Source organism: Enterobacter cloacae complex sp. HYC080_NIDB, from assembly GCF_056673325.1.
The window spans coordinates 4,044,983-4,070,848 of record NZ_CP114212.1 but is presented as its reverse complement, the minus strand read 5'-3'; the positions used below and the strand labels follow the sequence as shown (position 1 = coordinate 4,070,848).

Annotated in this window: 26 protein-coding genes and 1 pseudogene; 20 read left to right on the top strand and 7 right to left on the bottom strand. The window is 56.6% G+C overall.

What is annotated here, in order from left to right; translation table 11 throughout:
* Nucleotides 1-30 precede the first annotated feature (30 nt).
* Entirely contained in the window at nucleotides 31-561 is a 531-nt protein-coding gene (ppa, locus tag O1723_RS19320) for an inorganic diphosphatase (protein WP_008501423.1), read from the bottom strand.
* 309 nt (nucleotides 562-870) lie between these two features.
* Between ppa and ytfQ the strand changes: the two genes are divergently transcribed.
* The 5 genes from ytfQ (at nucleotide 871) to O1723_RS19295 (ending at nucleotide 7,121) form a co-directional block, all read left to right on the top strand.
* Entirely contained in the window at nucleotides 871-1,827 is a 957-nt protein-coding gene (ytfQ, locus tag O1723_RS19315) for a galactofuranose ABC transporter substrate-binding protein YtfQ (protein ID WP_014882271.1), read from the top strand.
* 102 nt (nucleotides 1,828-1,929) lie between these two features.
* Nucleotides 1,930-3,432: a galactofuranose ABC transporter, ATP-binding protein YtfR gene (gene ytfR, locus O1723_RS19310; RefSeq protein WP_014882272.1), complete on the top strand. Its 1,503-nt coding sequence runs from the start codon at nucleotides 1,930-1,932 to the stop codon at nucleotides 3,430-3,432.
* 10 nt (nucleotides 3,433-3,442) lie between these two features.
* Complete coding sequence (ytfT, locus tag O1723_RS19305; protein ID WP_014882273.1) at nucleotides 3,443-4,468, top strand: galactofuranose ABC transporter, ATP-binding protein YtfT; 1,026 nt, start codon at nucleotides 3,443-3,445, stop codon at nucleotides 4,466-4,468.
* On the top strand, nucleotides 4,455-5,456 hold the full coding sequence (gene yjfF, locus O1723_RS19300) for a galactofuranose ABC transporter, permease protein YjfF (RefSeq protein ID WP_014882274.1): 1,002 nt from the start codon (nucleotides 4,455-4,457) through the stop codon (nucleotides 5,454-5,456). Before ytfT ends, yjfF begins: the two co-directional genes overlap by 14 nt.
* Before the next feature lie 93 nt (nucleotides 5,457-5,549).
* Entirely contained in the window at nucleotides 5,550-7,121 is a 1,572-nt protein-coding gene (locus tag O1723_RS19295; protein ID WP_023336693.1) for a methyl-accepting chemotaxis protein, read from the top strand.
* Here the strand turns inward: O1723_RS19295 and O1723_RS19290 are convergent.
* Nucleotides 7,093-7,449: a helix-turn-helix domain-containing protein gene (locus O1723_RS19290; RefSeq protein WP_014882276.1), complete on the bottom strand. Its 357-nt coding sequence runs from the start codon at nucleotides 7,447-7,449 to the stop codon at nucleotides 7,093-7,095. The two genes, O1723_RS19295 and O1723_RS19290, sit on opposite strands and share 29 nt — an antisense overlap.
* A 150-nt stretch (nucleotides 7,450-7,599) precedes the next feature.
* Nucleotides 7,600-8,598: a class 1 fructose-bisphosphatase gene (fbp, locus tag O1723_RS19285; protein WP_014882277.1), complete on the bottom strand. Its 999-nt coding sequence runs from the start codon at nucleotides 8,596-8,598 to the stop codon at nucleotides 7,600-7,602.
* A 197-nt stretch (nucleotides 8,599-8,795) separates the two neighbouring features.
* Between fbp and mpl the strand changes: the two are divergent.
* Nucleotides 8,796-10,168 (top strand): annotated as a pseudogene (gene mpl, locus O1723_RS19280) (UDP-N-acetylmuramate:L-alanyl-gamma-D-glutamyl-meso-diaminopimelate ligase).
* Nucleotides 10,169-10,270: 102 nt separating this feature from the next.
* On the opposite strand, the gene yjgA reads toward mpl, so the two are convergent.
* The gene (gene yjgA, locus O1723_RS19275; RefSeq protein WP_014882279.1) at nucleotides 10,271-10,822 is read right to left on the bottom strand and encodes a ribosome biogenesis factor YjgA; all 552 of its coding nucleotides are present in this window, start codon (nucleotides 10,820-10,822) and stop codon (nucleotides 10,271-10,273) included.
* Between the two features lie 95 nt (nucleotides 10,823-10,917).
* Between yjgA and pmbA the strand changes: the two genes are divergently transcribed.
* The 14 genes from pmbA (at nucleotide 10,918) to O1723_RS19205 (ending at nucleotide 22,176) form a co-directional block, all read left to right on the top strand.
* The gene (pmbA, locus tag O1723_RS19270; protein ID WP_023336694.1) at nucleotides 10,918-12,270 is read left to right on the top strand and encodes a metalloprotease PmbA; all 1,353 of its coding nucleotides are present in this window, start codon (nucleotides 10,918-10,920) and stop codon (nucleotides 12,268-12,270) included.
* Between the two features lie 38 nt (nucleotides 12,271-12,308).
* Nucleotides 12,309-12,695 carry a cytochrome b562 gene (gene cybC / locus O1723_RS19265; protein WP_014882281.1) on the top strand — a complete coding sequence of 129 codons (387 nt, stop codon included), beginning with the start codon at nucleotides 12,309-12,311 and terminating at the stop codon, nucleotides 12,693-12,695.
* Between the two features lie 317 nt (nucleotides 12,696-13,012).
* Nucleotides 13,013-13,351: a glycine dehydrogenase gene (locus O1723_RS19260; RefSeq protein WP_086527803.1), complete on the top strand. Its 339-nt coding sequence runs from the start codon at nucleotides 13,013-13,015 to the stop codon at nucleotides 13,349-13,351.
* A gap of 10 nt (nucleotides 13,352-13,361) precedes the next feature.
* Nucleotides 13,362-13,724, top strand: a complete 363-nt coding sequence (locus O1723_RS19255; protein ID WP_006179053.1) for an SFCGS family glycine-rich protein — start codon at nucleotides 13,362-13,364, stop codon at nucleotides 13,722-13,724.
* Between the two features lie 2 nt (nucleotides 13,725-13,726).
* Entirely contained in the window at nucleotides 13,727-14,026 is a 300-nt protein-coding gene (locus tag O1723_RS19250; RefSeq protein ID WP_014882283.1) for a DUF4312 family protein, read from the top strand.
* A 22-nt stretch (nucleotides 14,027-14,048) separates the two neighbouring features.
* Nucleotides 14,049-14,825 (top strand): DUF4311 domain-containing protein, encoded by a 777-nt coding sequence (locus O1723_RS19245; RefSeq protein ID WP_014882284.1) that lies wholly within the window; start codon nucleotides 14,049-14,051, stop codon nucleotides 14,823-14,825.
* A gap of 13 nt (nucleotides 14,826-14,838) precedes the next feature.
* Nucleotides 14,839-15,480, top strand: a complete 642-nt coding sequence (locus O1723_RS19240) for a DUF4310 family protein (RefSeq protein ID WP_014882285.1) — start codon at nucleotides 14,839-14,841, stop codon at nucleotides 15,478-15,480.
* A 42-nt stretch (nucleotides 15,481-15,522) separates the two neighbouring features.
* Nucleotides 15,523-16,656, top strand: a complete 1,134-nt coding sequence (locus O1723_RS19235; RefSeq protein ID WP_014882286.1) for an amidohydrolase/deacetylase family metallohydrolase — start codon at nucleotides 15,523-15,525, stop codon at nucleotides 16,654-16,656.
* Nucleotides 16,640-17,758: a DgaE family pyridoxal phosphate-dependent ammonia lyase gene (locus O1723_RS19230; RefSeq protein WP_014882287.1), complete on the top strand. Its 1,119-nt coding sequence runs from the start codon at nucleotides 16,640-16,642 to the stop codon at nucleotides 17,756-17,758. Before O1723_RS19235 ends, O1723_RS19230 begins: the two co-directional genes overlap by 17 nt.
* Nucleotides 17,755-18,498: a 2-dehydro-3-deoxy-phosphogluconate aldolase gene (gene dagF / locus O1723_RS19225; RefSeq protein ID WP_023331886.1), complete on the top strand. Its 744-nt coding sequence runs from the start codon at nucleotides 17,755-17,757 to the stop codon at nucleotides 18,496-18,498. Before O1723_RS19230 ends, dagF begins: the two co-directional genes overlap by 4 nt.
* A gap of 17 nt (nucleotides 18,499-18,515) precedes the next feature.
* The gene (locus O1723_RS19220; protein ID WP_014882289.1) at nucleotides 18,516-19,652 is read left to right on the top strand and encodes a lactonase family protein; all 1,137 of its coding nucleotides are present in this window, start codon (nucleotides 18,516-18,518) and stop codon (nucleotides 19,650-19,652) included.
* Nucleotides 19,653-19,671: 19 nt separating this feature from the next.
* Nucleotides 19,672-21,582, top strand: a complete 1,911-nt coding sequence (locus O1723_RS19215; protein WP_248191068.1) for a BglG family transcription antiterminator — start codon at nucleotides 19,672-19,674, stop codon at nucleotides 21,580-21,582.
* A gap of 77 nt (nucleotides 21,583-21,659) precedes the next feature.
* A complete protein-coding gene (locus O1723_RS19210) occupies nucleotides 21,660-21,902 on the top strand; it encodes a type II toxin-antitoxin system RelB/DinJ family antitoxin (protein WP_008501400.1) in 243 nt (80 codons plus the stop codon).
* Complete coding sequence (locus O1723_RS19205; RefSeq protein ID WP_014882291.1) at nucleotides 21,892-22,176, top strand: type II toxin-antitoxin system RelE family toxin; 285 nt, start codon at nucleotides 21,892-21,894, stop codon at nucleotides 22,174-22,176. Before O1723_RS19210 ends, O1723_RS19205 begins: the two co-directional genes overlap by 11 nt.
* Nucleotides 22,177-22,179: 3 nt before the next feature.
* Here the strand turns inward: O1723_RS19205 and nrdG are convergent, their stop codons facing one another.
* The 3 genes from nrdG to O1723_RS19190 form a co-directional block, all read right to left on the bottom strand.
* Nucleotides 22,180-22,644, bottom strand: a complete 465-nt coding sequence (nrdG, locus tag O1723_RS19200) for an anaerobic ribonucleoside-triphosphate reductase-activating protein (protein ID WP_014882292.1) — start codon at nucleotides 22,642-22,644, stop codon at nucleotides 22,180-22,182.
* Nucleotides 22,645-22,785: 141 nt separating this feature from the next.
* Nucleotides 22,786-24,924, bottom strand: a complete 2,139-nt coding sequence (nrdD, locus tag O1723_RS19195) for an anaerobic ribonucleoside-triphosphate reductase (protein WP_014882293.1) — start codon at nucleotides 24,922-24,924, stop codon at nucleotides 22,786-22,788.
* 369 nt (nucleotides 24,925-25,293) lie between these two features.
* Complete coding sequence (locus O1723_RS19190; RefSeq protein ID WP_014882294.1) at nucleotides 25,294-25,866, bottom strand: PTS sugar transporter subunit IIA; 573 nt, start codon at nucleotides 25,864-25,866, stop codon at nucleotides 25,294-25,296.

Below are 25,866 nucleotides of genomic sequence, written 5' to 3'. Positions count from 1 at the left end.
CTCGCGGGGCCTTCATTATCAGCGTAAGAATTACTTCTTAGCCGCGCGCTCGAAAGAGGCGATGATTTCTGCTTTCGCCGCTTCTGCGTTGTCCCAGCCGTCAACTTTAACCCACTTGCCTTTTTCGAGGTCTTTGTAGTGCTCGAAGAAGTGAGTGATCTGCGCTTTCAGCAGTTCTGGCAGGTCGTTCACATCTTTAATGTGATCGTACTCTTTGCTCAGCTTGGTGTGCGGTACTGCAACCAGCTTCGCATCTTCACCGGATTCGTCGGTCATTTTCAGCACGCCAACTGGACGGCAGCGAATGACTGCGCCTGGCTGCAGCGGGTATGGCGTTGGGACCAGTACGTCAACCGGGTCACCGTCCAGAGACAGGGTGTGGTTGATGTAACCGTAGTTGCATGGATAGAACATCGCGGTAGACATGAAACGGTCTACGAACAGGGCGCCGCTCTCTTTGTCCACTTCGTATTTGATCGGATCTGCGTTTGCCGGGATTTCGATAACTACGTAGATGTCTTCTGGCAGTTCTTTACCCGCTGGGACGTTGAGTAAGCTCATGTCGGTGTCCTTTAAAATGGATGGTAAACAAGTGGCAGGTATTATAGCCAACTCACGCTGAATGTCTCCGCCTGTTTTCGCATTCTCTCCCCGCCAGCACCACTTTTCAGACCGATTCCATGACAGAAAAATCCATAAACTCAGCCGCATTTTTAATGGTGAAATGAAAGCGATTACAAACTTGTGATTAACGTTTTATTCACTTTTCCGAAGTGTGATGTAACGCAATTCGTTACATATTTCATTGGCTATAGTCATTTCGCAGAACATCTTTTAACCAACAATAAACACCCCTACGAGGACGCTCATATGTGGAAGCGCTTACTTCTTGTCACAGCAGTTTCGGCAGCCATGTCGTCTATGGCGATGGCCGCCCCTTTAACCGTAGGTTTTTCGCAAGTTGGCTCTGAATCCGGCTGGCGTGCGGCAGAAACCAACGTTGCGAAAAGCGAGGCTCAGAAACGCGGCATCACGCTGAAAATCGCCGATGGTCAGCAAAAGCAGGAAAACCAGATCAAAGCCGTGCGCTCATTTATTGCTCAGGGCGTGGATGCCATCTTTATCGCGCCAGTGGTGGCGACCGGCTGGGAACCGGTTCTGAAAGAAGCCAAAGATGCTGAGATTCCGGTCTTCCTGCTCGATCGTTCCATCGACGTTAAAGACAAATCTCTCTATATGACCACCGTGACGGCCAACAACGTGCTTGAAGGGCAATTAATTGGCGACTGGCTGGTAAAACAGGTCGACGGCAAGCCGTGTAACGTCGTTGAACTGCAGGGCACCGTGGGGGCGAGCGTGGCTATCGACCGTAAGAAGGGTTTTGCTGAGGCCATCGCGAAAGCGCCAAACATCAAGATTATCCGCTCTCAGTCCGGCGACTTTACCCGCAGTAAAGGTAAAGAGGTCATGGAGAGCTTCATTAAAGCGGAAAACAACGGCAAGAACATCTGCATGGTTTACGCCCATAACGATGACATGGTGATTGGTGCGATTCAGGCGATTAAAGAAGCGGGCCTGAAGCCGGGCAAAGATATCCTCACCGGCTCTATCGACGGTGTGCCGGATATCTACAAAGCGATGATCGACGGCGAAGCCAACGCCAGCGTAGAACTGACGCCAAATATGGCGGGTCCGGCATTTGATGCGCTGGAGAAATTCAAGAAAGACGGCACGATGCCTGAGAAGGTGACCGTCACCAAGTCCACGCTCTACCTGCCTGACACGGCGAAAGAAGAGTTAGAGAAGAAGAAAAACATGGGCTACTAAGCCAGTGAAATTGCCGGGTGGCGCTGCGCTTGCCCGGCCTACGATACGCTCTTTTGTAGGCCGGATAAGCGTAGCGCCACCCGGCTTGATGTAGGGGGAACCATGACCACTGAACAGCACCAGGAAATCCTCCGCACAGAGGGCTTAAGCAAATTTTTCCCGGGTGTAAAAGCGCTGGATAACGTTGATTTCAGCCTGCGGCGCGGTGAAATTATGGCGCTGCTGGGCGAGAACGGCGCGGGAAAATCGACGCTGATTAAATCTCTGACCGGCGTTTATCACGCCGATCGCGGCACCATCTGGCTGGAAGGCAACGCCATTTCGCCAAAAAATACCGCCCATGCTCAACAGCTTGGGATTGGGACGGTCTACCAGGAAGTGAACCTGCTGCCAAATATGTCGGTGGCGGATAACCTGTTTATTGGTCGTGAACCAAGACGTTTTGGCCTGCTACGGCGCAAAGAGATGGAAGCGCGGGCGACGAAACTGATGGAATCCTACGGCTTCTCCCTCGACGTTCGCGAGCCGCTGAACCGGTTTTCCGTCGCGATGCAGCAGATCGTCGCCATTTGCCGCGCGATCGATCTCTCCGCGAAGGTGCTGATCCTCGACGAACCTACTGCCAGCCTCGATACCCAGGAAGTCGAGATGCTCTTTACCCTGATGCGCCAGCTGCGCGATCAGGGCGTCAGCCTGATCTTCGTCACACACTTCCTCGATCAGGTGTATGAAGTGAGCGATCGCATTACCGTACTGCGTAACGGCAGCTTTGTCGGCTGCCGTGAAACCCGCGAGCTGCCGCAGATTGAGCTGGTCAAAATGATGCTGGGCCGTGAGCTGGAGACCAATGCGCTCCAGCGCGCAGGGCGCACGCTGCTGAGCGAAAAACCGGTGGCCGCGTTCAGCGATTACGGCAAAAAAGGGATCATCTCACCGTTTAACCTCGAAGTGCGCCCCGGCGAAATTGTCGGGCTGGCGGGGCTGCTAGGGTCAGGCCGGACCGAAACCGCCGAGGTGATCTTCGGCATCAAGCCTGCGGACAGCGGTACCGCGTTGATCAAAGGTAAACCGCAAACCCTGCGATCGCCGCATCAGGCCTCCTGTCTGGGAGTGGGGTTCTGCCCGGAAGACAGGAAAACAGACGGCATTATTGCCGCCGCCTCGGTGCGGGAAAATATCATTCTGGCGCTACAGGCGCAGCGCGGATGGCTGCGTCCAATTCCGCGTAAAGAGCAAAACGCCATTGCCGAGCGCTTTATTCGCCAGCTGGGTATTCGTACGCCGAGCGCGGAACAGCCGATCGAATTTCTCTCCGGCGGTAACCAGCAGAAAGTGCTGCTGTCACGCTGGCTGCTGACCAAACCGCAGTTCCTGATCCTGGATGAACCCACGCGCGGCATTGACGTTGGCGCGCACGCCGAAATTATCCGGCTTATCGAAACGCTGTGTGCCGACGGGCTGGCGCTGCTGGTCATTTCGTCCGAGCTGGAAGAGCTGGTGGGGTATGCCGATCGCGTGATCATCATGCGCGATCGCAAACAGGTGGCTGAGATCCCGATGGATAAGCTGTCCGTTTCGGCGATCATGAATGCCATCGCGGCATAAGGAGTGAATTGTGATGTCCCGTTCGCTTTCGCAAACCGGTGAGTCAAAGCGCCGCTTTAACTGGCCAACCGGCACGCCGCAAATCGCAGCGCTGCTGGTGGTGTTACTGGTGGATAGCCTTGTCGCACCGCATTTCTTCCAGATTATTGTTCAGGATGGTCGCCTGTTTGGCAGCCCGATCGATATTTTAAACCGTGCCGCGCCCGTCGCGCTGCTGGCGATTGGTATGACGCTGGTGATAGCCACCGGCGGGATTGATCTCTCCGTCGGCGCGGTGATGGCTATTGCCGGGGCCACCGCAGCCTCCATGACCGTGGCGGGCCATAGCCTGCCGGTGGTACTGCTGGCGGCATTGGGAACCGGCGTGCTGGCCGGACTGTGGAACGGCATTCTGGTGGCGGTACTAAAAATTCAGCCTTTCGTCGCCACCCTTATTTTGATGGTGGCCGGGCGCGGGGTGGCGCAGCTGATCACCTCCGGACAGATAGTCACCTTTAACTCCCCGAGTCTGGCGTGGATCGGCAGCGGCAATTTCCTGTTCTTTCCAACACCGGTGATCGTGGCTCTGGTTACATTAGTGGTGTTCTGGCTTTTCACCCGCAAAACAGCGCTCGGCATGTTTATTGAAGCGGTGGGGATCAACATTCGTGCGGCACGAAATGCCGGGGTCAATACGCGGCTGATGGTGATGCTGACCTACGTGCTGAGCGGCGTTTGCGCCGCCATTGCCGGGGTGATTGTCGCGGCCGATATCCGCGGGGCCGATGCCAACAATGCCGGGCTCTGGCTGGAGCTGGATGCCATCCTCGCGGTGGTGATTGGCGGCGGATCGTTGATGGGCGGGCGCTTTAACCTGCTGCTCTCGGTCATTGGCGCGCTGATCATTCAGGGCATGAACACCGGGATCCTGCTCTCCGGTTTTCAGCCGGAACTCAACCAGGTGGTAAAAGCGGTGGTCGTACTCTGCGTGCTGATCGTCCAGTCACCGCGCTTTGTCAGCATCATTAAGGGGATCCGTGGCCATGATAAAACGTAATTTACCGTTAATGATCACGCTGGGCGTGTTTGTGCTGGGGTATCTCTACTGTCTGACCCAGTTCCCCGGTTTTGCCTCAACACGCGTGATTTGCAACATCCTGACCGATAACGCCTTTTTAGGCATCATCGCCGTCGGGATGACCTTTGTGATCCTCTCCGGTGGGATCGATCTCTCCGTTGGCTCGGTGATCGCGTTTACCGGCGTGTTCCTCGCCAAGGCGATCGGTTTCTGGGAGATCTCCCCTCTGGTGGCGTTTCCGCTGGTGCTGGCGATGGGCTGTGCGTTTGGCGCCTTTATGGGGCTACTGATCGACGCGCTAAAAATTCCCGCTTTTATTATTACCCTCGCCGGGATGTTCTTCCTGCGCGGCGTGAGTTACCTGGTATCGGAAGAGTCCATCCCGATTAACCACCCGGTGTACGACACGCTCTCCAGCCTGGCGTGGAAAATCCCCGGCGGTGGCCGTCTGAGCGCGATGGGGTTGTTGATGCTGGGCGTGGTGGTGGTGGGTATCTTCCTTGCCCACCGTACCCGGTTCGGTAATCAGGTTTACGCCATTGGCGGGAACGCCACGTCGGCAAACCTGATGGGGATCTCGACCCGCAGCACGACCATCCGCATCTATATGCTCTCAACCGGCCTGGCAACGCTGGCGGGTATTGTCTTCTCGGTGTATACCCAGGCGGGCTATGCCCTTGCAGGCGTAGGCGTGGAGCTGGACGCGATTGCCTCTGTGGTCATTGGCGGCACGCTGCTCAGCGGCGGAGTGGGGACGGTGCTGGGAACGCTGTTCGGCGTAGCGATCCAGGGGCTGATCCAGACCTATATCAACTTTGACGGCACGCTCAGTTCCTGGTGGACCAAGATCGCCATCGGCATTCTGCTGTTTATATTTATTGCCCTGCAGCGCGGTCTGACGGTGCTCTGGGAGAACCGTCAAAGCTCGCCTGTTACTCGCGTAAACACCTCGGTAACAGAGCGATAACACGCTGAATTTGCTTAAAGTCTAAACATTTTCCGGTAGCGGCCGATAACCTTTTTTTCTGTCCAGAAATATCTCGCTACCGGAAATAATATCATGCTTAAAACGCTATCGATTCGTACCGGCTTGCTCTCTTTACTGGCCGTTATGACCCTTCTGCTGCTGATTGTCAGCGGCATTGGCATTTATGCTCTCACACAGAGTTCTTCTTCACTGCAGCGCATTAATCACCTTCAGGGTGAGCAGATGGTGCAGCTAAATACCGGCTATACGCTGATTCTGCACGCGCGCAATGAGGCGGGCCAGGCCGTCCGGATGATGGAAATCGGCATGCTCGATGATGCGGCCAAATCGGTCAAAAACATCAATCAGGAAATCGCCGTGGCTCAGAAAACGCTGAAAGGCGTGATCGACGGCGGCGTGGCTGACGAGCAGGGGCAAAAGTTGCTGGATAACGTGGCAACCAGTCTGGCGACGTATAACCAGCAGGGCATCAACCCGATGCTAAAAACCCTGAATGACCAGAGCGCGGACAGTTATTACGACCTGCTGGAGAATACGCTGATCCCCGTGGCGAAGCAGTTTGATAACGATATGCAGGCGTTTCAGACATGGAGCGAAGCGCGAGGGAAGGCGGAAGTCACTGCCGTACAGGCGAGCAAAACCCGCGTGCTGATCCTGATTATTGTCGCCGCGCTGCTGACGGCTGGCATCATCGTGCTTGCCTGGCTGGTGCTGCGCCATATGCTGCTTAAGCCGCTCTCTGCTTCCATTGCTCAGCTGGAGAATGTGGCGGCGGGCGATTTAACCCACACGCTGAATGCCCCGGCGAGCCAGGAATTTAACCGCCTTAACGCGGCGATAGAGGTGATGCGTCAGTCGCTGATGCACTCGGTGATGCGGGTACGCGATGCCAGCTCGCAAATCGACACCGGCAGCCGTGAGCTGACGGCGGGCAACCGGGATCTTGCCGAGCGTACAGAATCCACCGCCACCTCGCTGGAGCAGACCGCTGCCAGTATGGAACAGATTACCGCCACGGTGAAACTCAACGCCGATAATGCCGAGCAGGCGCACCAGCTGGCGAAATCGGTTTCTGATACCGCCGATCACGGCAGCGAAATGGTCTGCTACGTGATTGAAAAAATGCGTGATATCTCCGGCAGTTCAGCGCGTATTGCTGACATCCTGAGCGTGATCGATGGCATTGCCTTCCAGACCAATATTCTGGCCCTTAACGCCTCCGTGGAAGCGGCGCGCGCGGGCGAGCAGGGGCGCGGGTTCGCCGTCGTGGCGGGTGAAGTGCGCAATCTTGCCAGCCGCAGCGCCGACGCGGCGAAAGAAATCCGATCCCTTATCAGCGATTCGCAGACCCACGTTAACGAGGGCAGCGAGCTGGCCCAGCAGGCGGGTGAAACGATGGATGAGATTGCCACCGAAGTGCTGCGCATGACCAAACTGATGCGCGAGATTGCGACCGCGTCTCAGGAGCAGAGCCGCGGCATTGAGCAGGTGAATATTGCGGTGAATCAGATGGACGAAACGGCGCAGCAGAATGCGGCGCTGGTGCAGCAATCCTCCGCCGCGACCCGCTCTCTGGAAGAGCAGTCGCGTCAGCTGATGGAGGCCATGTCATCATTTAAATTAACGGCTCAGACTGCGGCATAATATTTCCCAATCCCGGTACGTTCTGTGCCGGGGATTTATTTCGCCCTGAATTAATGGCCGCAATATTATCGTGAATATCGCCCATTAATATTTCCAGTGAGTGGGTTAACGCTAAGGCTTTTTCAGTTGGCTCAAGGTATAAACCTTTGCGGAAAAATAATGGCTCATCAAACAGTTGATTAAAACGCTTCAGGGCCAGGCTCACCGCAGGACGTGACATCTCCAGGCGCACAGAGGCCTTTGCCATGCTGCCGCAGCGGACGACTTCAATAAATACAGGAATAAGGTTTAAATCAATGCCGGTATTCGCCCGGGAATAATTTTTCATTGCGATGCTGCTCCACGAAATATCTGTCAAACTGTTATGGAAATAATGCAGGAGCAATGGCGAATATTAAAGCGTGTTTTTTATAAACACTTATACGGTAAAAGATATAAATGTGTTGGGGAGCCAGACGGGCTCCCCGGGAGTGAGAGATTACGCGTCCGGATACTCGCGGATAAAGCGCTCAACGTCTTCAACCATGTGGTTGTTGCCGACGAAGAAGGAACGACGCTGGTGGAGGCTTTCCGGCACGATGTCCAGAATACGCTCTTTACCGTCGCTCGCCTTGCCGCCCGCCTGTTCGGCCAGGAACGCCATTGGGTTGCACTCGTACAGCAGGCGCAGCTTTCCGTCAGGGTGGCTGGCGGTACTTGGGTAGAGGTAGATACCGCCTTTCAGCAGGTTACGGTGGAAATCCGCGACCAGCGAGCCAATATAGCGGGAGGTGTACGGGCGCTGAGTCGCTTTATCTTCTTCCTGACAGAATTTGATGTACTTCTTCACGCCGTTCGGGAATCGGATGTAGTTGCCTTCGTTGATGGAGTAGGTGTTGCCCTTCTCCGGGAAGCGCATACGCTCCTGGCTCAGACAGAAGACGCCCAGCGATGGATCGTAGGTAAAGGCGTGAACGCCACACCCGGTGGTGTACACCAGCATGGTGGAGGAGCCATAGACGACGTAACCGGCAGCCACCTGATTACTGCCCGGCTGCAGGAAATCTTCCTCGGTCACCGGCGTACCAACAGGCGTGACGCGGCGGTAGATGGAGAAAATGGTACCGACAGAAACGTTAACGTCGATGTTGGAGGAACCGTCGAGCGGATCCATCAGTACAACGTATTTCGCGTGTTCACACCCTTCGAAAACAACAATTTCATCTTCTTCTTCGGAGGCGATACCCGCAACGATGTCGCGCGCGCGCAGTGCAGCTTTCAGTTTTTCATTTGCGAACAGATCGAGTTTCTGTTGAACCTCGCCCTGAACGTTCTCGGCACCGCTGGCACCCAGGATATCGACCAGACCGGCCTTGTTGATATCACGATGGATGATCTTAGCGCCCAGCTTTATTGCCGACAGCAAAGCAGTGAGTTCACCCGTAGCATGAGAGAACTCGTGCTGCTTTTCGACAATAAATTCACCTAACGTTTTCATAACACTTTCCCTGCATCTTTGTGAGTAGAGCGATTGTATGTTCACTAAAACGACTAAAGCCCAACAATCTTAACAAATATTCAAATAGTAGCGCAGAGGTGAATCGCGCCAGCAACATACGGATTTACCTGAAATGCGTTTCACAGCCGCTAACATGTGAGTAAAATGTGCGCCACATTGAAGAAGGATAGTGACGTATGCGCATTCATATATTGGGGATTTGTGGCACTTTCATGGGCGGGCTGGCAATGCTGGCGCGCTCGCTGGGCCAGAAGTGACAGGTTCGGACGCCAATGTGTATCCGCCGATGAGCACGCTTCTGGAGAAGCAGGGTATCTCTCTGATTCAGGGCTACGATGCCAGCCAGCTGGATCCCGAGCCGGATCTGGTCATTATTGGCAATGCCATGACCCGCGGCAATCCGTGCGTTGAAGCGGTGCTGGAGCGCAATATTCCATTCATGTCCGGCCCGCAATGGCTGCATGATTTCGTCCTGCGTGACCGCTGGGTGGTTGCCGTTGCGGGTACCCACGGCAAAACCACCACCGCCGGCATGGCGACCTGGATCCTCGAAGCCTGTGGCTACAAGCCGGGCTTTGTGATCGGCGGCGTGCCGGGTAACTTCGACGTTTCTGCGCGTCTGGGCGATAGCCCATTCTTTGTCATTGAAGCGGATGAATACGACTGCGCGTTCTTCGACAAACGCTCCAAGTTTGTCCATTACTGCCCGCGCACGCTGATCCTCAACAACCTTGAGTTCGATCACGCGGATATTTTTGACGACCTGAAAGCGATTCAGAAGCAGTTCCACCACCTGGTGCGCATCGTGCCGGGGCAGGGCCGTATCATCCTGCCGGAGAATGACATCAACCTGAAGCAGACTCTGGCGATGGGCTGCTGGAGCGAGCAGGAGCTGGTGGGCGAGCAGGGTCACTGGCAGGCGAAGAAACTCAACGCGGATGCCTCCGAGTGGGAAGTGTTGCTCGACGGCGAAAAAGTGGGTGAGGTGAAGTGGGGCTTGGTGGGCGAACACAACATGCACAACGGCCTGATGGCGATTGCAGCTGCGCGTCATGTCGGCGTTCTGCCTGCGGATGCCGCCAATGCGCTGGGCACGTTTATCAATGCCCGCCGCCGTCTGGAACTGCGCGGTGAAGCGAATGGCGTGACGGTGTATGACGATTTCGCGCACCACCCAACGGCTATTCTGGCGACGCTTGCCGCGTTGCGTGGCAAGGTCGGCGGCACCGCGCGCATTCTGGCCGTGCTGGAACCGCGCTCGAACACCATGAAAATGGGCATCTGCAAAGACGATCTGGCCCCGTCGTTAGGCCGTGCCGATGAAGTCTTCCTGCTGCAGCCGCAGCATATTCCGTGGCAGGTGGCGGAAGTGGCCGATGCCTGCATTCAGCCTGCCCACTGGAGTGCGGATGTGGATGCGCTCGCGGATATGGTGGTCAAAGCCGCACAGCCTGGCGACCATATTCTGGTGATGAGCAACGGCGGGTTTGGTGGGATCCATCAGAAGCTGCTGGACGGTCTGGCGAAAAAGGCCGAGGCCGCAGAGTAAAAAAAAGCCCGGTGGCGCTAGCGCTTACCGGGCCTGGATTTTGCACGACCTTGTAGGCCGGATAAGGCGTTTACGCCGCCATCCGGCGCAAAACCGCACCGATTATCCTTCGTTCTCAGACAGCTCGCGCAGATACTGGAAAATCAGACGCGCAGACTTCGGCGGTTTATTCCCTTCTTTCTCTTTCTTCGCGTTGCGGATCAAAGAGCGCAGCTGCTGACGGTCGGCATTCGGCCACAGGTTCAGCACTTCCGGTACTGCATCATCGCCCTGTTCAATCAGACGATCGCGGATCTGCTCCAGCTTATGGAACAGCGCAACCTGCTGGTTGTGGCGGTTTTTCAGTTTATCCAGCGCCTGGCGGATCGGATCTACGTCGCGCTGACGCAGCATTTTCCCGATAAGCTGAAGCTGGCGACGACGGCCTTCTTTTTTGATTTTCTGTGCCAGTTCAATGGCATCACGCAGATCCTGGTCGAGCGGGATTTTGTCCAGCGCGTTTTTACCCAGTTCTACCATTTCTGCGCCAAGCTGTTTTAACTCTTCGGCGTCGCGTTTAATTTCACTTTTACTGACCCAGATGATCTCATCATCTTCGTCTTCGATGTCATCACCGGGAACGTCGTCGAGCCAGTCTTCGGGCTGCTTAGTCATGTCAGGCTCCTTAAAAAAAGAGGCTAATGTTACCAGTTAAGACGCGCACTGAAAAACGGTTCTCTGTTAGACTTCATTTAACTCTCTCTTACAGTATGGCATTTGCGATGAAAGTAACCTCACAAGTTGAAGCGCAGCGTAAGATTCTGGAAGAAGCCGTCTCCACCGCGCTGATGCTTGCTTCAGAAAAATCAGATGGCGCCGAAGTGGCGGTCAGCAAAACCACCGGTATCAGCGTGAGCACCCGCTATGGCGAAGTGGAGAACGTAGAATTCAATAGCGATGGCGCGCTTGGGATCACGGTGTATCACCAGAATCGCAAAGGCAGCGCGTCGTCTACCGATCTCAGCCCGGATGCCATTGCCCGCACGGTGCAGGCGGCGCTGGATATCGCCCGATACACCTCGCCGGATCCTTACGCCGGCGTGGCCGATAAAGAGCTGCTGGCCTTTGACGCGCCGGATCTTGATCTCTTCCACCCGGCAGAAGTCACCCCGGATGAAGCCATCGAGCTGGCCGCGCGTGCCGAGCAGGCTTCCCTGCAGGCCGACAAGCGCATCACCAATACCGAAGGCGGCAGCTTCAACAGCCACTACGGCATCAAAGTTTTCGGCAACAGCCACGGCATGCTGCAGGGCTACTGCTCCACCCGTCACTCGCTCTCCAGCTGCGTCATCGCCGAAGAGAACGGTGACATGGAGCGTGACTACGCTTACACCATTGGCCGCGCGCTGGGGGATTTGCAGTCGCCGGAGTGGGTGGGCAAAGAGTGTGCCGAACGCACGCTGTCTCGCCTGTCGCCGCGTAAACTCTCTACCATGAAAGCCCCGGTGATTTTTGCCAATGAAGTGGCAACCGGTCTGTTTGGTCATCTGGTGGGCGCTATCGCCGGTGGCTCCGTTTACCGTAAATCCACCTTCCTGCTCGACTCGCTGGGCAAGCAGATCCTGCCGGAATGGCTGACCATTGAAGAACACCCGCATCTGCTGAAAGGGCTGGCCTCTACGCCGTTCGACAGCGAAGGTGTGCGCACGGAACGCCGCGATATCGTTAAGGACGGCATTCTGACCCAGTGGCTGCTGACCAACTACTCCGCGCGCAAGCTGGGGCTGAAAAGTACTGGTCACGCGGGCGGTATCCATAACTGGCGTATTGCCGGGCAGGGCCTGAACTTTGAGCAGATGCTGAAAGAGATGGGCACCGGTCTGGTGGTAACCGAACTGATGGGCCAGGGCGTCAGCGGCATCACCGGAGACTATTCTCGCGGGGCGGCGGGCTTCTGGGTCGAAAACGGTGAAATTCAGTATCCGGTGAGCGAAATCACCATCGCCGGCAACCTGAAGGACATGTGGCGCAACATCGTTACGGTCGGTAACGATATTGAAACACGTAGCAATATACAGTGTGGTTCTGTACTGCTGCCCGAGATGAAAATTGCGGGTCAATAAAGATAGCGTTTTGTTAATAATAAAAAAGGAAGTGAGCAATGCGTAAACATCTGTTAGCGATCGTCGCGGCTTCAACGCTGGTTCTTGGCTCTTCTGCGTTTGCTGCCGATCTTGAAGAAGACATGGGCATCCTCGGGCAAAACCTGAAGGTGGTGCAAAAGACGGACAATGCGGCGGAAATGAAAGACGCCCTGACCAAAATGCGTGAAGCGGCGCTGGACGCCCAAAAAGCGACACCGCCGAAGCTGGAAAGCAAAGCGGCTGACAGCGCAGAGATGAAAGACTATCGCCACGGCTTTGACGTGCTGGTCGGCCAGATCGACGGCGCGCTGAAGCTGGCCAACGAAGGCAAAGTCAAAGAAGCTCAGGCGGCGGCCGAGCAGTTCGTGACGACCCGCAACACGTATCACAAGAAATACCGTTAACCGATCGCGCATCGGACCAACACCCAACGGGAGCCAGTGGCTCCCGTTTTTTTTTGCGTGGTGATAAGTAAACCCTATCGCCATCACATTTTTGCATTACCACGCCTGAACGTTTTCGTTGCCTCTGCCCGCCTTTGACCGCTGGAATCAGTGATATTCATCACGTAAATGCATTGATTTGACCGCATTCACCGTATTTATGTGGCACAGATCACTGCCGCGGCTTGCCTTTCCACTTCGAAGTGGAAAACAACTCTCTACAAACCCTTCCTCCCCACCGTTAGTTTTATTCCAGAGCCATTAACGGGGTAAGACGAGTGATTAACGGAGCGGTAATGAACGATGTTGGGGAACAGGCGGTGCAAACAGAACAGCTCGCGAACACCATGCTACAGCAGGTCTATGCCCTGCTGGCCCGGCACAACATCATCCCCAACGCAGTACAGGAGCAGATGCTCACCTCCCACGTTCGCGCCATGGCGCACCGGTCCGTGACCGGCGAGCCGCTGCCGGAGGTTGAAGCAGAGCTGTTTGACGAAATTTCACCGGATTCAATGCGGCTTGCCCGTGAAGTGGTGGCGCAGTTTGGCAACCTTCCTGATGAAGAGGCCTGGCTGCTCTCCGTTCACTTTGAAGTCGCGAAAGACAACCTTTAAGGAGCAACACATGGAACAGATTACAGTCGTGATTGGCGATCGCCTGGGTAAAGGTCAGAAAGTGGCGGCCGGGGTGGAAAAAGCAGGTGGACGCGCGGTGGTTGTGCCGGGCATGGCAGCGGATATGAAGCTCGGCGACGTAATGAAAGCGGAAAACGCCACCTTCGGCATCTCCTTCTGCGGCAGCGGCGGCGCGGGCGCGATTACCGCGCAAACCAAGTATGGCTACAAAGCCAAATACGGCATGCGTTCGGTGGATGAAGGCGTCACCGCCATCAACGAAGGCTGCAACGTGCTGGGCTTTGGCTTTATGGACAAAGAAGAGCTGGGCGAGCGTCTGGTGCAGGCGTGGCAGAAGAAACACGGCGCATAAGCATGAAAGAACAGTTCACAACCACGGTGAGAGTGAAGGGGAAGGGCGACGCCAAAGCGCGCGCCTTTGCCGACGCGCTCAACCACGTTCAGGCCGCGGTGATGAAAGCCTCACCGCATATCTTACTGCGTATTGAGCCACAGGATGTGCAGGTCGTTCAGGCGCAAGAAGCGGTGCGTAAAGAAGCGTTTCTGTTCTTCTTTTTGCGCCGGGAAAGACGCACCTACAGCGTGGAGCTGGATGTGATCGTCAACGTGACCGCCATCAATCTCGATCGGGTGGACTTCGTCACGCAACGCTGATTATTCATAAAAGGGCAGACTGATGTTCTTAATTATATTAATAAAATCGCTCATTATCGGCGGCCTGGTAGGCGTCGGTGTTGGGGCCGGGGCTGCACGCATGTTTCATGCGCCTACCACTCAGGGTATGGGCGCGTTTCGTACGTTGGGGGAACTGAACTCCTGCGAAGGGGATCCCGCTTCTCACTTCTCCTTTGGGTTAGGTTTCTTCTTTAACGCCTGGGCCTCTTCCGTGGCCGCGGGTGCTTTCACACAGGACGTTGACCACCGCATCATCCCAAACTGGGGCGCGGCGGCACTGATGATCAAAAACCGTAACGTCGGCGAAACGCTGCACGATCCGCGCAAAATGGCGATTGCCTGTGGCGTGATCGGCATGATCGTCGTGACTTTCCTTAACCTGACGGCCTCCTCCGTACCGGCTGCGCTTCAGGTCACCGCCGTGAAGGTGCTGGTGCCCGCTGCGAACCTGCTGGTCAACACCGTGATGCCGGTGATCTTCTGGCTGGCGGCCATCGACGCCGGTAAAAAATCGGGCTTCTGGGCCACCATCTTTGGCGGCGCGGCACAGCTGATCATGGGTAACGCCGTACCGGGCCTGGTGCTGGGGATCCTGATCGGTAAAGGCGTTGAAGAGTGCGGCTGGAACCACGTCACTAAAGTGATGATGGCGGCGATCGTTCTGCTCTTCGTGCTGAGCGGCTTCTTCCGCGGCTTCGACATGAAGATGATCGAATCCTTCCATCTGACCGTGCCGAACTGGCTCGACATGATCCACAACTCGCTCAGCGGTAAATAACAGGAGCCTCGACATGGAACAGAATAAAGGTTTTTGGTATGCCGACTGGTCGTTCCCGATCTTCGTTGGCCTGCTCTCCTCCGGCGTGTTCGCCGGGACGCACATGTACTACCTCTACGGCATCGGCGCGTTTAACGAAGTGGCCTTCGTGGCGATGCTGAAAGCGGGAATGGACACCGGCGTGTACGGCGCGGTCGCCGCGTTTGGCGCCAGCTTCCTGTTCGCGCGCATTATTGAAGGGTCGCTGGTCGGTATTCTGGATATCGGCGGGGCGATCCAGACCGGCGTAGGCCTTGGTGTACCGGCGCTGCTGCTGGGCGCGGGAATTATGTTCCCGGTGACCAACTTTATTGCCGCGCTGATAACCGGCCTGGTGATTGGCCTGGCGATTGGCTACGTCATCATCCTGGCGCGTAAGTTCACCATCAACCAGAGCAACTCCACCTACGGGGCTGACGTGATGATGGGCGCGGGTAACGCCTCAGGCCGCTTCCTCGGGCCGTTGATTATCCTCAGCGCCATGACCGCCTCTATTCCTATCGGCGTCGGTTCGCTGGTGGGCGCGCTGCTGTTCTACATCTGGCAGAAGCCGATCACCGGTGGCGCCATCCTCGGTGCAATGATTTTGGGCTGGCTGTTCCCGGTCGCCCTTTAATACCCGCGGGCGCTCAGGCGCCCGCCTTATCAGGAGAACCCCATGTTTGATTTACTCCTGCGCCGCGCGCGCCTCGCCGACGATACCCTGACCGATATCGCCATTCAGGACGGGAAAATCGCCGCGCTGGGTGACATTGACGCTCCCGCCCGTAAAACGGTTGAGCTGAACGGTGATGTGTTCGTCAGCGCAGGCTGGATTGACTCTCACGTCCACTGCTACCCGAACTCGCCGATTTATCACGACGAGCCGGACAGCGTAGGCATTGCCACGGGCGTCACCACCGTGGTGGATGCCGGCAGTACCGGGGCAGATGACGTGGATGATTTCTATGAAATTACCCGCAAGGCCGCCACCGAGGTGTTTGCCCTGCTGAACATCTCCCGCGTCGGGCTGATTGCCCAGAACGAACTGGCCAATATGGCGAATATTGATGCCGATGCCGTGAAGCAGGCAATAAAACGCCACCCTGATTTTATCGTCGGCCTGAAAGCGCGCATGAGCAGCAGCGTGGTCGGTGAAAACGGCATTACGCCACTGGAGCGCGCGAAAGCCATCCAGAGCGAGAACGGCGATCTGCCGCTGATGGTGCACATCGGCAACAACCCGCCGAACCTCGACGAGATTGCCGAACTGCTCAGTTCCGGCGACATCATCACCCACTGCTACAACGGCAAACCCAACCGTATTTTGACGCCCTCCGGCGAGCTGCGCGCCTCCATCACCTCCGCCCTGAAGCGCGGCGTGCGTCTGGACGTGGGGCACGGTACGGCGAGCTTCAGCTTTGAGGTGGCGAAACGCGCCATCGCGATGGGCATTCTGCCGCACACCATCAGCTCGGATATCTACTGCCGTAACCGGATTAACGGACCGGTCGGGTCGCTTGCAAGCGTGATGTCGAAGTTTCTCGCCATCGGCATGTCTTTGCCGCAGGTCATTGACTGCGTCACCGCCAACGCCGCGGACGGTCTGCGCCTGACGCGTAAAGGCCGCATCCAGCCCGGCCTCGACGCCGACCTGACGCTGTTCACGATTAAACGCCAGCCAACGGTGCTGACGGATGCCGAAAACGACAGCCTGCAGGCTGAACATATTCTGGTGCCGCTTGCCGCGATCCGCGCGGGCAAGGGCTACATGACCGAACAAGGGAGCACGGAACATGCCTTCGATTTATGAGAAGTACCACTTAAAGCAAGTTATCAACACCTCGGGCCGCATGACGGCGCTGGGCGTTTCCACGCCGCGCCCGGAAGTGGTGCAGGCCGCAATGGACGGCATGAATCACTATTTTGAGATGAAGGATCTGGTCAACAAAACCGGGGAATACATCGCGAAGCTTCTTGATGTGGAGGGCGCGACGGTGGTCTCCTGCGCGTCGGCGGGCATTGCCCAGTCCGTAGCGGCAGTGCTGGTCAAAGACAGCGACTGGCTGCTGGAAAACCTGCACGTGACTCCGATTGCGAACAACGAGATTGTCCTGCCGAAAGGCCACAACGTTAACTTTGGCGCGCCGGTGGGCACCATGGTCGCGCTGGGCGGCGGAAAACTGGTCGAAGCGGGCTATGCCAACGAATGTTCCGCCGATCAGCTGGCGGCGGCGATCACCCCGCGCACGGCGGCGATCCTCTATATCAAATCTCACCACTGCGTGCAGAAAAGCATGCTCAGCGTCGAGCAGGCGGCAGTAGTCGCTCGTAAACACGATCTGCCGCTGATCGTCGATGCCGCAGCGGAAGAAGATCTGCATGTTTACTACCGTTCCGGCGCGGATCTGGTGATCTACAGCGGTGCGAAGGCGATCGAAGGGCCAACCAGCGGGCTGGTGATCGGCAAAACCCAGTACGTTGAGTGGGTGAAACGCCAGACGGCAGGTATTGGCCGCGCGATGAAGGTGGGTAAAGAGGGCATTCTCGGCCTGACCTGCGCCATCGAACACTACCTCACGGCGACCAAAGAGAGCGGTGCCGAGATGGTGGCGAAGATGACGCCGTTTATCGACGCGCTTAACACCCTGAACGGCGTCACCGCGCGCGTAGTCTGGGACAGCGCCGGGCGCGATATTGCCCGCACCGAGATTAAATTTGACGAAGCGACCACCGGCGTGGGCACCGGTGACTTGGTGAATAAGCTCAAGCAGGGTGAATACGCCATCTATTTCCGTGGCTACAAGGCCAACGAAGGGATTATCGAAGCGGACGTGCGCAGCGTAAATGCTGACCAGCTGAACATCGTGTACCGCCGCATTAGCGAAGTGTTAGGACAGGAGAAAAAGGCATGAAACTGACCCCCAATTTTTACCGTGACCGCGTCTGCCTGAACGTGTTGGCAGGTTCGAAGGCCAATGCCAGCGCCATTTACGAGGCGGCGGAAGGCCATGTGCTGGTGGGCGTGCTCTCCAAAAATTACCCGGACGTGGCAAGCGCGGTGGCGGATATGCGCGAGTACGCGGCGCTGATTGATAACGCGCTTTCCGTGGGACTGGGCGCGGGCGACCCGAACCAGTCGGCGATGGTCAGTGAAATCTCCCGTCAGGTACAGCCGCAGCACGTCAACCAGGTCTTTACCGGCGTGGCGACCAGCCGCGCGCTGCTGGGGCAGAACGACTCTGTGGTGAACGGTCTGGTCTCGCCGACCGGCACCGTCGGTATGGTGAAAATTTCCACCGGTCCGCTGAGCAGCACGGCACCGGATGGTATCGTCCCGGTGGAAACCGCGATTGCCCTGCTGAAAGATTTTGGCGGCAGCTCGATCAAATACTTCCCGATGGGCGGCCTTAAGTGCCGTGACGAATACCAGGCGGTAGCGGAAGCCTGCGCCCGTCACGACTTCTGGCTGGAACCGACCGGTGGGATCGATCTGGAAAACTTTGAGGCGATCCTGCAGATCGCCCTCGACGCGGGCGTGAGCAAGATCATCCCGCATATCTATAGCTCGATTATCGACAAGGCCAGCGGTGATACGCGTCCGGAAGATGTGCGTACGCTGCTTGAGATGACGAAGAAACTGGTTAAGTCATAACACCCAAAGGAGCCACCATGCACACCCGTAACCTGCTTGTTGCTTCACTCTCTTTGCTTGCTACCGCCGCCGTCGCGCAAACCCAGTATGCCTGGGTCGGCACCTACAACCCCAACGGCGAAGGGCTGTACCGTTTTATCGTTGACGCGCAAACCGGCGCGCTCGGCAACAAAACGCTGGTGAGCAAACTGCCGAACGCCGCGCAGTTGGCCGTCTCACACGACGGCAAAACGCTCTATCTGGCAAGCGAAGTGGAGCAGGGCGTGGTGCAGGCGCTGCGGGTGGAAGATAACGGCGAGCTGAGCGAGTTGAATCAGGTGGCCTCCGGCGGCGCGGGGCCGGTTTATCTTTCGCTGACGCCGAATGGCCAGCACCTGCTGGTGGCAAACTACGTCAGCGGATCGATTGCCGTTTTGCCGGTCAAAGCAGACGGCAGCCTGGGAGATGCCACGGATAAACATCAGGATCAGGGCGAACCGGGTGCAGCAAAACCAGAAGCCGCTGTAGAGGGCAGTTTTGCTATCAGCGATCACAACGGTCCTCATGCGCACATGATCGCCGCCGATCCGAGCGGGAAGTACGTATTTTCGACCGATCTGGGGTTAGATCGCATCTATCAGTACCGTTTTGACGATCGAAGCGGAAAGCTGACCCCCAACGATCCGCCGTTTATCAGCGCCTCCTCGAAAGGGGCCGGACCTCGCCATTTCGTCTTTACGCCGAAAGGGGATGCCCTGTGGCTGATTAACGAAGAGGCCTCAACGCTCACCCATTATACCGTGAATACCAACGGCACCTTGAAAGCGGGTAAAACACTCTCTGCCCTGCCAAAAGGGTACAAAGGCACCAGTTTTGCTGCCGGGCTGGCGTTAAGCGCCGACGGTAAACAGCTGTATGTGGCTAACCGTTTGCATAACAGCATCGGGCACTTTACCGTAACAGCAGAAGGCACGCTGAGGCATCAGGATGACGTGTGGACGCGTGGCGACTACCCGCGCACCCTGACGCTCGATAAACAAGGACGCTGGCTGTACGTTATGAACCAGCGCAGCGATAACATTACCCGTTTTCGCGTGGCGCAGGATGGGAAGTTGAGCTTCGAGCCAGACTATACGCCGGTCGGCAGCCCATCCCAGATGGTCATTTCACCCTAAGCCGTAAGAGGACAACGACGTGCGATTTCCGAACCAACGTTTAGCGCAACTTTTCGATCTGTTGCAAAACGAGACGCTGCCGCAGGACGAGCTGGCGCAGCGGCTGTCGGTCTCCACGCGAACCGTCCGTGCTGACATCACCGCCCTGAACGCGCTGCTGGCGAGCCACGGGGCGCAGTTTATTCTGAGCCGTGGAAATGGCTATCAGCTTAAAATTGACGACGCCGCGCGTTATCAGCAGCTCCAGGCCTCCCATCCGCGCGCCCTGCGTATTCCCCGTACGGGCGCGGAGCGCGTGCATTATCTGGTGGTGCGTTTTCTGACGTCGGCGTTTTCGCTTAAGCTGGAGGACCTGGCGGACGAGTGGTTTGTCAGCCGCGCCACGCTGCAAAGCGACATGGCGGAAGTGCGCGAGTGTTTTCATCGCTATAACCTGACGCTGGAAACCCGTCCACGCCATGGCATGAAGCTGTTTGGCAGCGAAATGTCGGTTCGCGCCTGCCTGACCGATCTGCTCTGGGAGCTGGCGCAGCAGGACAGCCTGAACCCGCTGGTGACGGATGTCGCGCTCAATGCGGGCGTGGCGGAAAAGATGGTACCAGTGCTGCACGACGCGCTGACGCGTCACCACATTCGCCTGACGGACGAAGGGGAGTTGTTCCTGCGCCTGTACTGCGCGGTATCAGTGCGACGCATCAGCGAAGGCTATCCGCTGTCGGAATTCCATGCGGAGGATGTGGAGGAGAACGTGCGGGAAGCGGCGAAAGATATTGCTGTGGCCATTCAGGAACTGGCGGGCAAAGCGCTTGCACCCTCGGAGGAGAACTGGCTCTGCGTGCACATCGCTGCGCGGCAGATCCAAGAGATCGCCCCAAGCGCCATTAACGCCGATGACGAAGAGGCGCTGGTGAACTACATCCTGCGCTACATCAACACCCACTACAACTACAACCTGCTCAGTGACGCGCAGCTGCACGCGGATCTGCTCACGCACATCAAGACGATGATCACCCGCGTGCGGTATCAAATCATGATCCCCAATCCGCTGCTGGATAATATCAAGCAGCACTACCCGATGGCCTGGGACATGACCCTGGCGGCGGTATCGAACTGGGGAAAATACACGCCGTATGCGATCAGCGAAAACGAAATTGGTTTCCTGGTGCTGCACATTGGCGTCGGGCTGGAGCGTCACTACAACATTGGCTACCAGCGCCAGCCGCGCGTGCTGCTGGTCTGTGACGCCGGTAATGCTATGGTGCGTATGATTGAGGCGGTACTCCAGCGTAAATACCCGCAGATTGAGGTCACGCGCACGCTCACGCTGCGCGAGTACGAGCAGGTGGAATCGCTCAGCGAGGACTTTGTTATCGCCACCGCGCGCGTCAGTGAAAAAGCAAAACCGGTAGTGATGATCGCACCGTTTCCGACTGATTATCAGCTGGAGCAGATTGGCAAGCTGGTGCTGGTAGACCGCACCCGCCCGTGGATGCTGGATAAATACTTCGACGCCGCCCATTTCCGCATCATCGACGCGCCGATTGACCAGCAAACGCTGTTCCGCGAGCTGTGCGAACAGCTTGAAGGTGAGGGGTTTGTGGGGACGGCGTTTCTGGAGTCGGTGGTTGAACGTGAAGCCATCGTCAGCACCATGCTCGGTGACGGCATTGCGCTTCCGCACTCCCTCGGTCTGCTTGCCCAGAAAACCGTGGTCTACACCGTACTCGCCCCGCAGGGGATTGCGTGGGGTGACGAAACCGCGCACGTGATTTTCCTGCTCGCCATCAGCAAAAGCGAGTATGAAGAGGCGATGGCGATCTACGATATCTTCGTCACCTTCCTGCGCGAGCGCGCCATGACGCGGCTCTGTAGCTGCGGCGATTTTGCCGAGTTTAAAACGGTGGCGATGGAGAGTTTGAGTCGGTTTTGAGAGGCGTTATCCAGAATTCGATGTAATGCGAATGTAATGCTAAACTGCATTACACATTCACTTCTACTGGGGGCATAATGGCCACGCTGAACGTCCGTCTGGATGACAAACTCAAAAATGAGGCTTATGCCGTGCTGGAAAAACTCAATATCACGCCAACGGAAGCTGTGCGTTTACTGTTTCAGTATGTCGCGGAAACGGGACGCATGCCGGTGAAAACGGTCACCATTAGCGACAGTGAAGATGCACTGATACAGACAGTCCGGGAGCGACTGGCTAATCCGCAAAAGGGAATCAAGGTCAGTCTGGATGACTTATGAACTGGTATTTGACCCGAGGGCGTTAAAGGAGTGGAGCAAGCTGGGCGATACCGTAAAAAACCAATTTAAGAAGAAGCTTGCGGACGTGTTGGTGAATCCCAGGGTTGAATCGGCTCGCCTGCATGGCCTGCCTGATTGCTACAAGATAAAACTGAGATCCCAGGGTTATCGTTTGGTCTATCAGGTTCAGGATGACGTTGTAACGGTATTTGTTATTGCTGTCGGTAAGAGAGAGAAGTCAGCCGTTTATCATGACGCAAACAAACGGCTTTAGCGATTACCGCAAATGATGCACAACCTGGTTACTGCTGCCGCGCCAGATCAGCGCGGGGTCTTTTAAATCCTGAACGAACTTGCCGTCGACCAGCACGTTAATCAACTCCACCACTTCCATCTGAGCAGCATTCAGTTCATCCAGCCTGTAACCCGTCCAGACCCAGATATCCTTTCCTGCGCACTCGCGGCGAATGCGTTTTACCAGTTTCAGGATCTCCGGCACGTTTTGCGGGTGAAGAGGATCGCCGCCAGAGAGCGAAATTCCCTGTCGTTTGATGCGCGTATCGTTGAGATCGTTAATGATCCGGTCTGCCATTTCCGCGGTAAACGGCATACCGGAATTTAAGCGCCAGGTGCTTTTGTTATAGCAACCCGGGCACTCGTGGACGCAGCCTGACACGAACAGGGTGCAGCGGGTGCCGGGTCCGTTGACGATATCGACAGGGTAGTATTGATGGTAATTCATAGCGTTAACCTGATGCCCTCACCCCGGCCCTCTCCCACAGGGAGAGGGAGAAAACCGGAGCCTGGCTCAACAATATGCTCGATCGGTTCCCTCTCCCTTGAGGGAGAGGGGTAGGGTGAGGGGGAGAACCCAGCGCAGAACTTACCCGATCTGCCCATTCCCCAGATGCTTCACGCGGCGTTTCACCTCTTCCTGCTTACCGGCGTTAAACGGACGCGCATCCGGGCTACCGAGATAGCCGCACACGCGGCGGGTTACCGACACGCGTGCCGCGTCGTGGTTACCGCATTTCGGGCAGGTAAAGCCTTTGCTGGTACACTCGAACTCACCGGTAAAGCCGCACTCGTAGCATTCGTCGATGGGCGTGTTGGTGCCGTAATACGGCACATGCTGATAGCTGTAATCCCACACGTCTTCCAGCGCCTTCAGGTTGTGCTGAATGTTCGGGTACTCGCCGTAGCAGATGAAGCCGCCGTTGGCGATCGGCGGATACGCCGCTTCAAAGTCGATCTTGTCGTACGGGTTTACCTTCTTCTCCACGTCGAGGTGGAAGCTGTTGGTGTAGTAACCTTTATCGGTCACGCCTTCCACGATGCCGAACTCGGCGGTGTCCAGACGGCAGAAGCGGTCGCACAGGTTCTCGCTTGGGGTACTGTACAGGCTGAAACCGTAGCCGGTTTCCTCTTTCCACTGGTCCACGGCATCGCGCAGGCGCTGAACAATCGCCACGCCTTTTTCACGCAGCGCGTCGCTGTCATACATATGCGTACCGCCAGACAGGGCATTGATGGTTTCATGGATGCCGATATAGCCCAGCGAAATCGACGCGCGGCCGTTTTTGAAGATCTCAGACACGTCATCGTCCGCTTTCAGGCGCACGCCGCAGGCCCCTTCCATATAGAGGATAGGCGCCACGCGGGCTTTGACCCCTTCAAGGCGAGCGATACGGGTCATCAGCGCCTTGCGCGCCAGCTGCAGACGTTCATCCAGCAGCGTCCAGAATTCCGCTTCATTGCCTTTCGCCTCCAGCGCGATGCGCGGCAGGTTCAGGCTGATGACGCCGAGGTTGTTACGCCCGTCGTGGATCTGCTCGCCGTTTTCATCTTCGTATACGCCGAGGAAGCTGCGGCAACCCATTGGCGTTTTAAATGAACCGGTTACTTTTACGACCTGATCGTAGTTCAGAATATCCGGGTACATGCGCTTGCTCGCGCACTCCAGCGCCAGCTGTTTGATGTCGTAATTCGGATCGCCAACTTTGTGGTTCAGCCCGTCGCGAATGGCGAATACCAGTTTCGGGAACACCGCCGTTTTGCGGTTCTTACCGAGGCCGGAGATACGGTTGCGCAGGATGGACTGCTGGATCAGACGCGATTCCCAGCTGGTGCCCAGGCCAAAACCGAAGGTCACAAACGGCGTCTGGCCGTTGGCGGTATGCAGGGTATTCACCTCATACTCCAGCGACTGGAACGCGTCATAGCACTCTTTCTCGGTGCGCGAGTGTGCATAACCGTCGGCGTCCGGGATCTGCCACTCTTCGGCCGTTTTGCGGTGCTTGTTGAAGCTTGCGGTCACAAACGGGGCCAGCACTTCGTCAATGCGGTTAATGGTGGTGCCGCCGTAAATGTGGCTGGCGACCTGGGCGATAATCTGTGCCGTGACCGCAGTGGCGGTGGAGATGGATTTTGGCGGTTCAATCTCGGCGTTACCCATTTTAAACCCGTGGGTCAGCATGCCTTTCAGGTCGATCAGCATACAGTTGAACATCGGGAAGAACGGTGAATAGTCGAGATCGTGATAGTGGATCTCACCGCGCTCGTGCGCTGAGACCACATCGCGCGGCAGCAGGTGCTGACGGGCATAGTGTTTGGCGACGATACCGGCCAGCAGATCGCGCTGGGTGGGGATCACTTTACTGTCTTTGTTGGCGTTTTCATTGAGCAGGGCAGAGTTGGTCTGCTCTACCAGGCCACGGATCTCCTGGTTCAGGCGGCCGCGCTTTTCACGCTGCACGTCACGATCGTGGCGGTACTCAATGTAGGCGCGGGCCAGCTGCTTGTAGGGGCCCGCCATCAGCTGATTTTCAACCGCGGTCTGGATCTCGTTGATATCAACCTGGCTGCGTTCATTCATCTGGCTGCTAACGACTTCTGCGACGGTGGCGCAGTAATCTGCGTCATCGACTCCCGCTGCTTTAGCTGCACGCAGAATGGCTTCCTGGATGCGCTCTGATTTAAACGGCACTTTACAGCCATCACGTTTCATCACATGCGGTGTCATGATCACTCCATTTTTAAAAACAGTTTATCCACAGAGGTGGAGAAGTATTCACCGGGCGCATTCCCCGCCAGGCCAAAGACTTCCCGCGTTCCCGGCTCGTGTTATCCACAATTCCGGCCAGCGTAAGCGCCGTCTTGTTGTTGGAATAGTAGACGATTAATACAACATGTTGGGTCGGCGATCATTTTAAGTGCTACATATAGTGATTTGCATCAAACTTGTTTGCGATTTATTTGATGCAGAACAAAGTAAAAAGACGAGAGTACAAACGGCGGGCGCTTCAGCGATTGTAAAGACCAGAAGGAAAAATCTGATTAATTATTCAACAAAAACAAGCGCTCAGCACGGTCTGTACTGAGCGCTACGTGATTAATGGATGCCGCGCACCCAGCTTAAACCTGCCTGTAAAAAGGCGGCGATAGCGACAGTGCCCAGCACCAGTGGGATGAGAAGGGAACGCGCGGGCACCGCATCCTCAATGTGCGGTTCTTCCGTACTCAGGGCAGACAGCGCCTCTTCCCGGGTGCGTGCCGCCAGAAGCTGCTCACGCACACGGTCTTCTGTCAACAGGCTGGTTAGCGTCGTGAGCAGCTGCATATGCGTGCTGCCTGCTTCTGCAGGGGGAATGGCGAGCAGGAAGACCATTCTGACCTCTTCATCCCCCTCCAGCCCCGGCCAGCGTATCGGGTCGTCAAAGAGCGCCAGACAAAACGCCGCCTGATGCACCGTCTCGGTTTTACCGTGTGGAACGGCAAGTGCTTCGCCCAGAGCCGTGGGACCTTCACTTTCACGCTGTAAAACGCTCTGGATAAATGTCTCTTGATCGCCGATGACGTTTCGCCTGACGAGCGGTTCGGCGAGCCAGCGGATCAGCGCTTCAGGGGTACGGTGCGGCGGGTTGATAAAAACCAAATCGGGGTGCGTCAATGCAAGCAAGTTCAT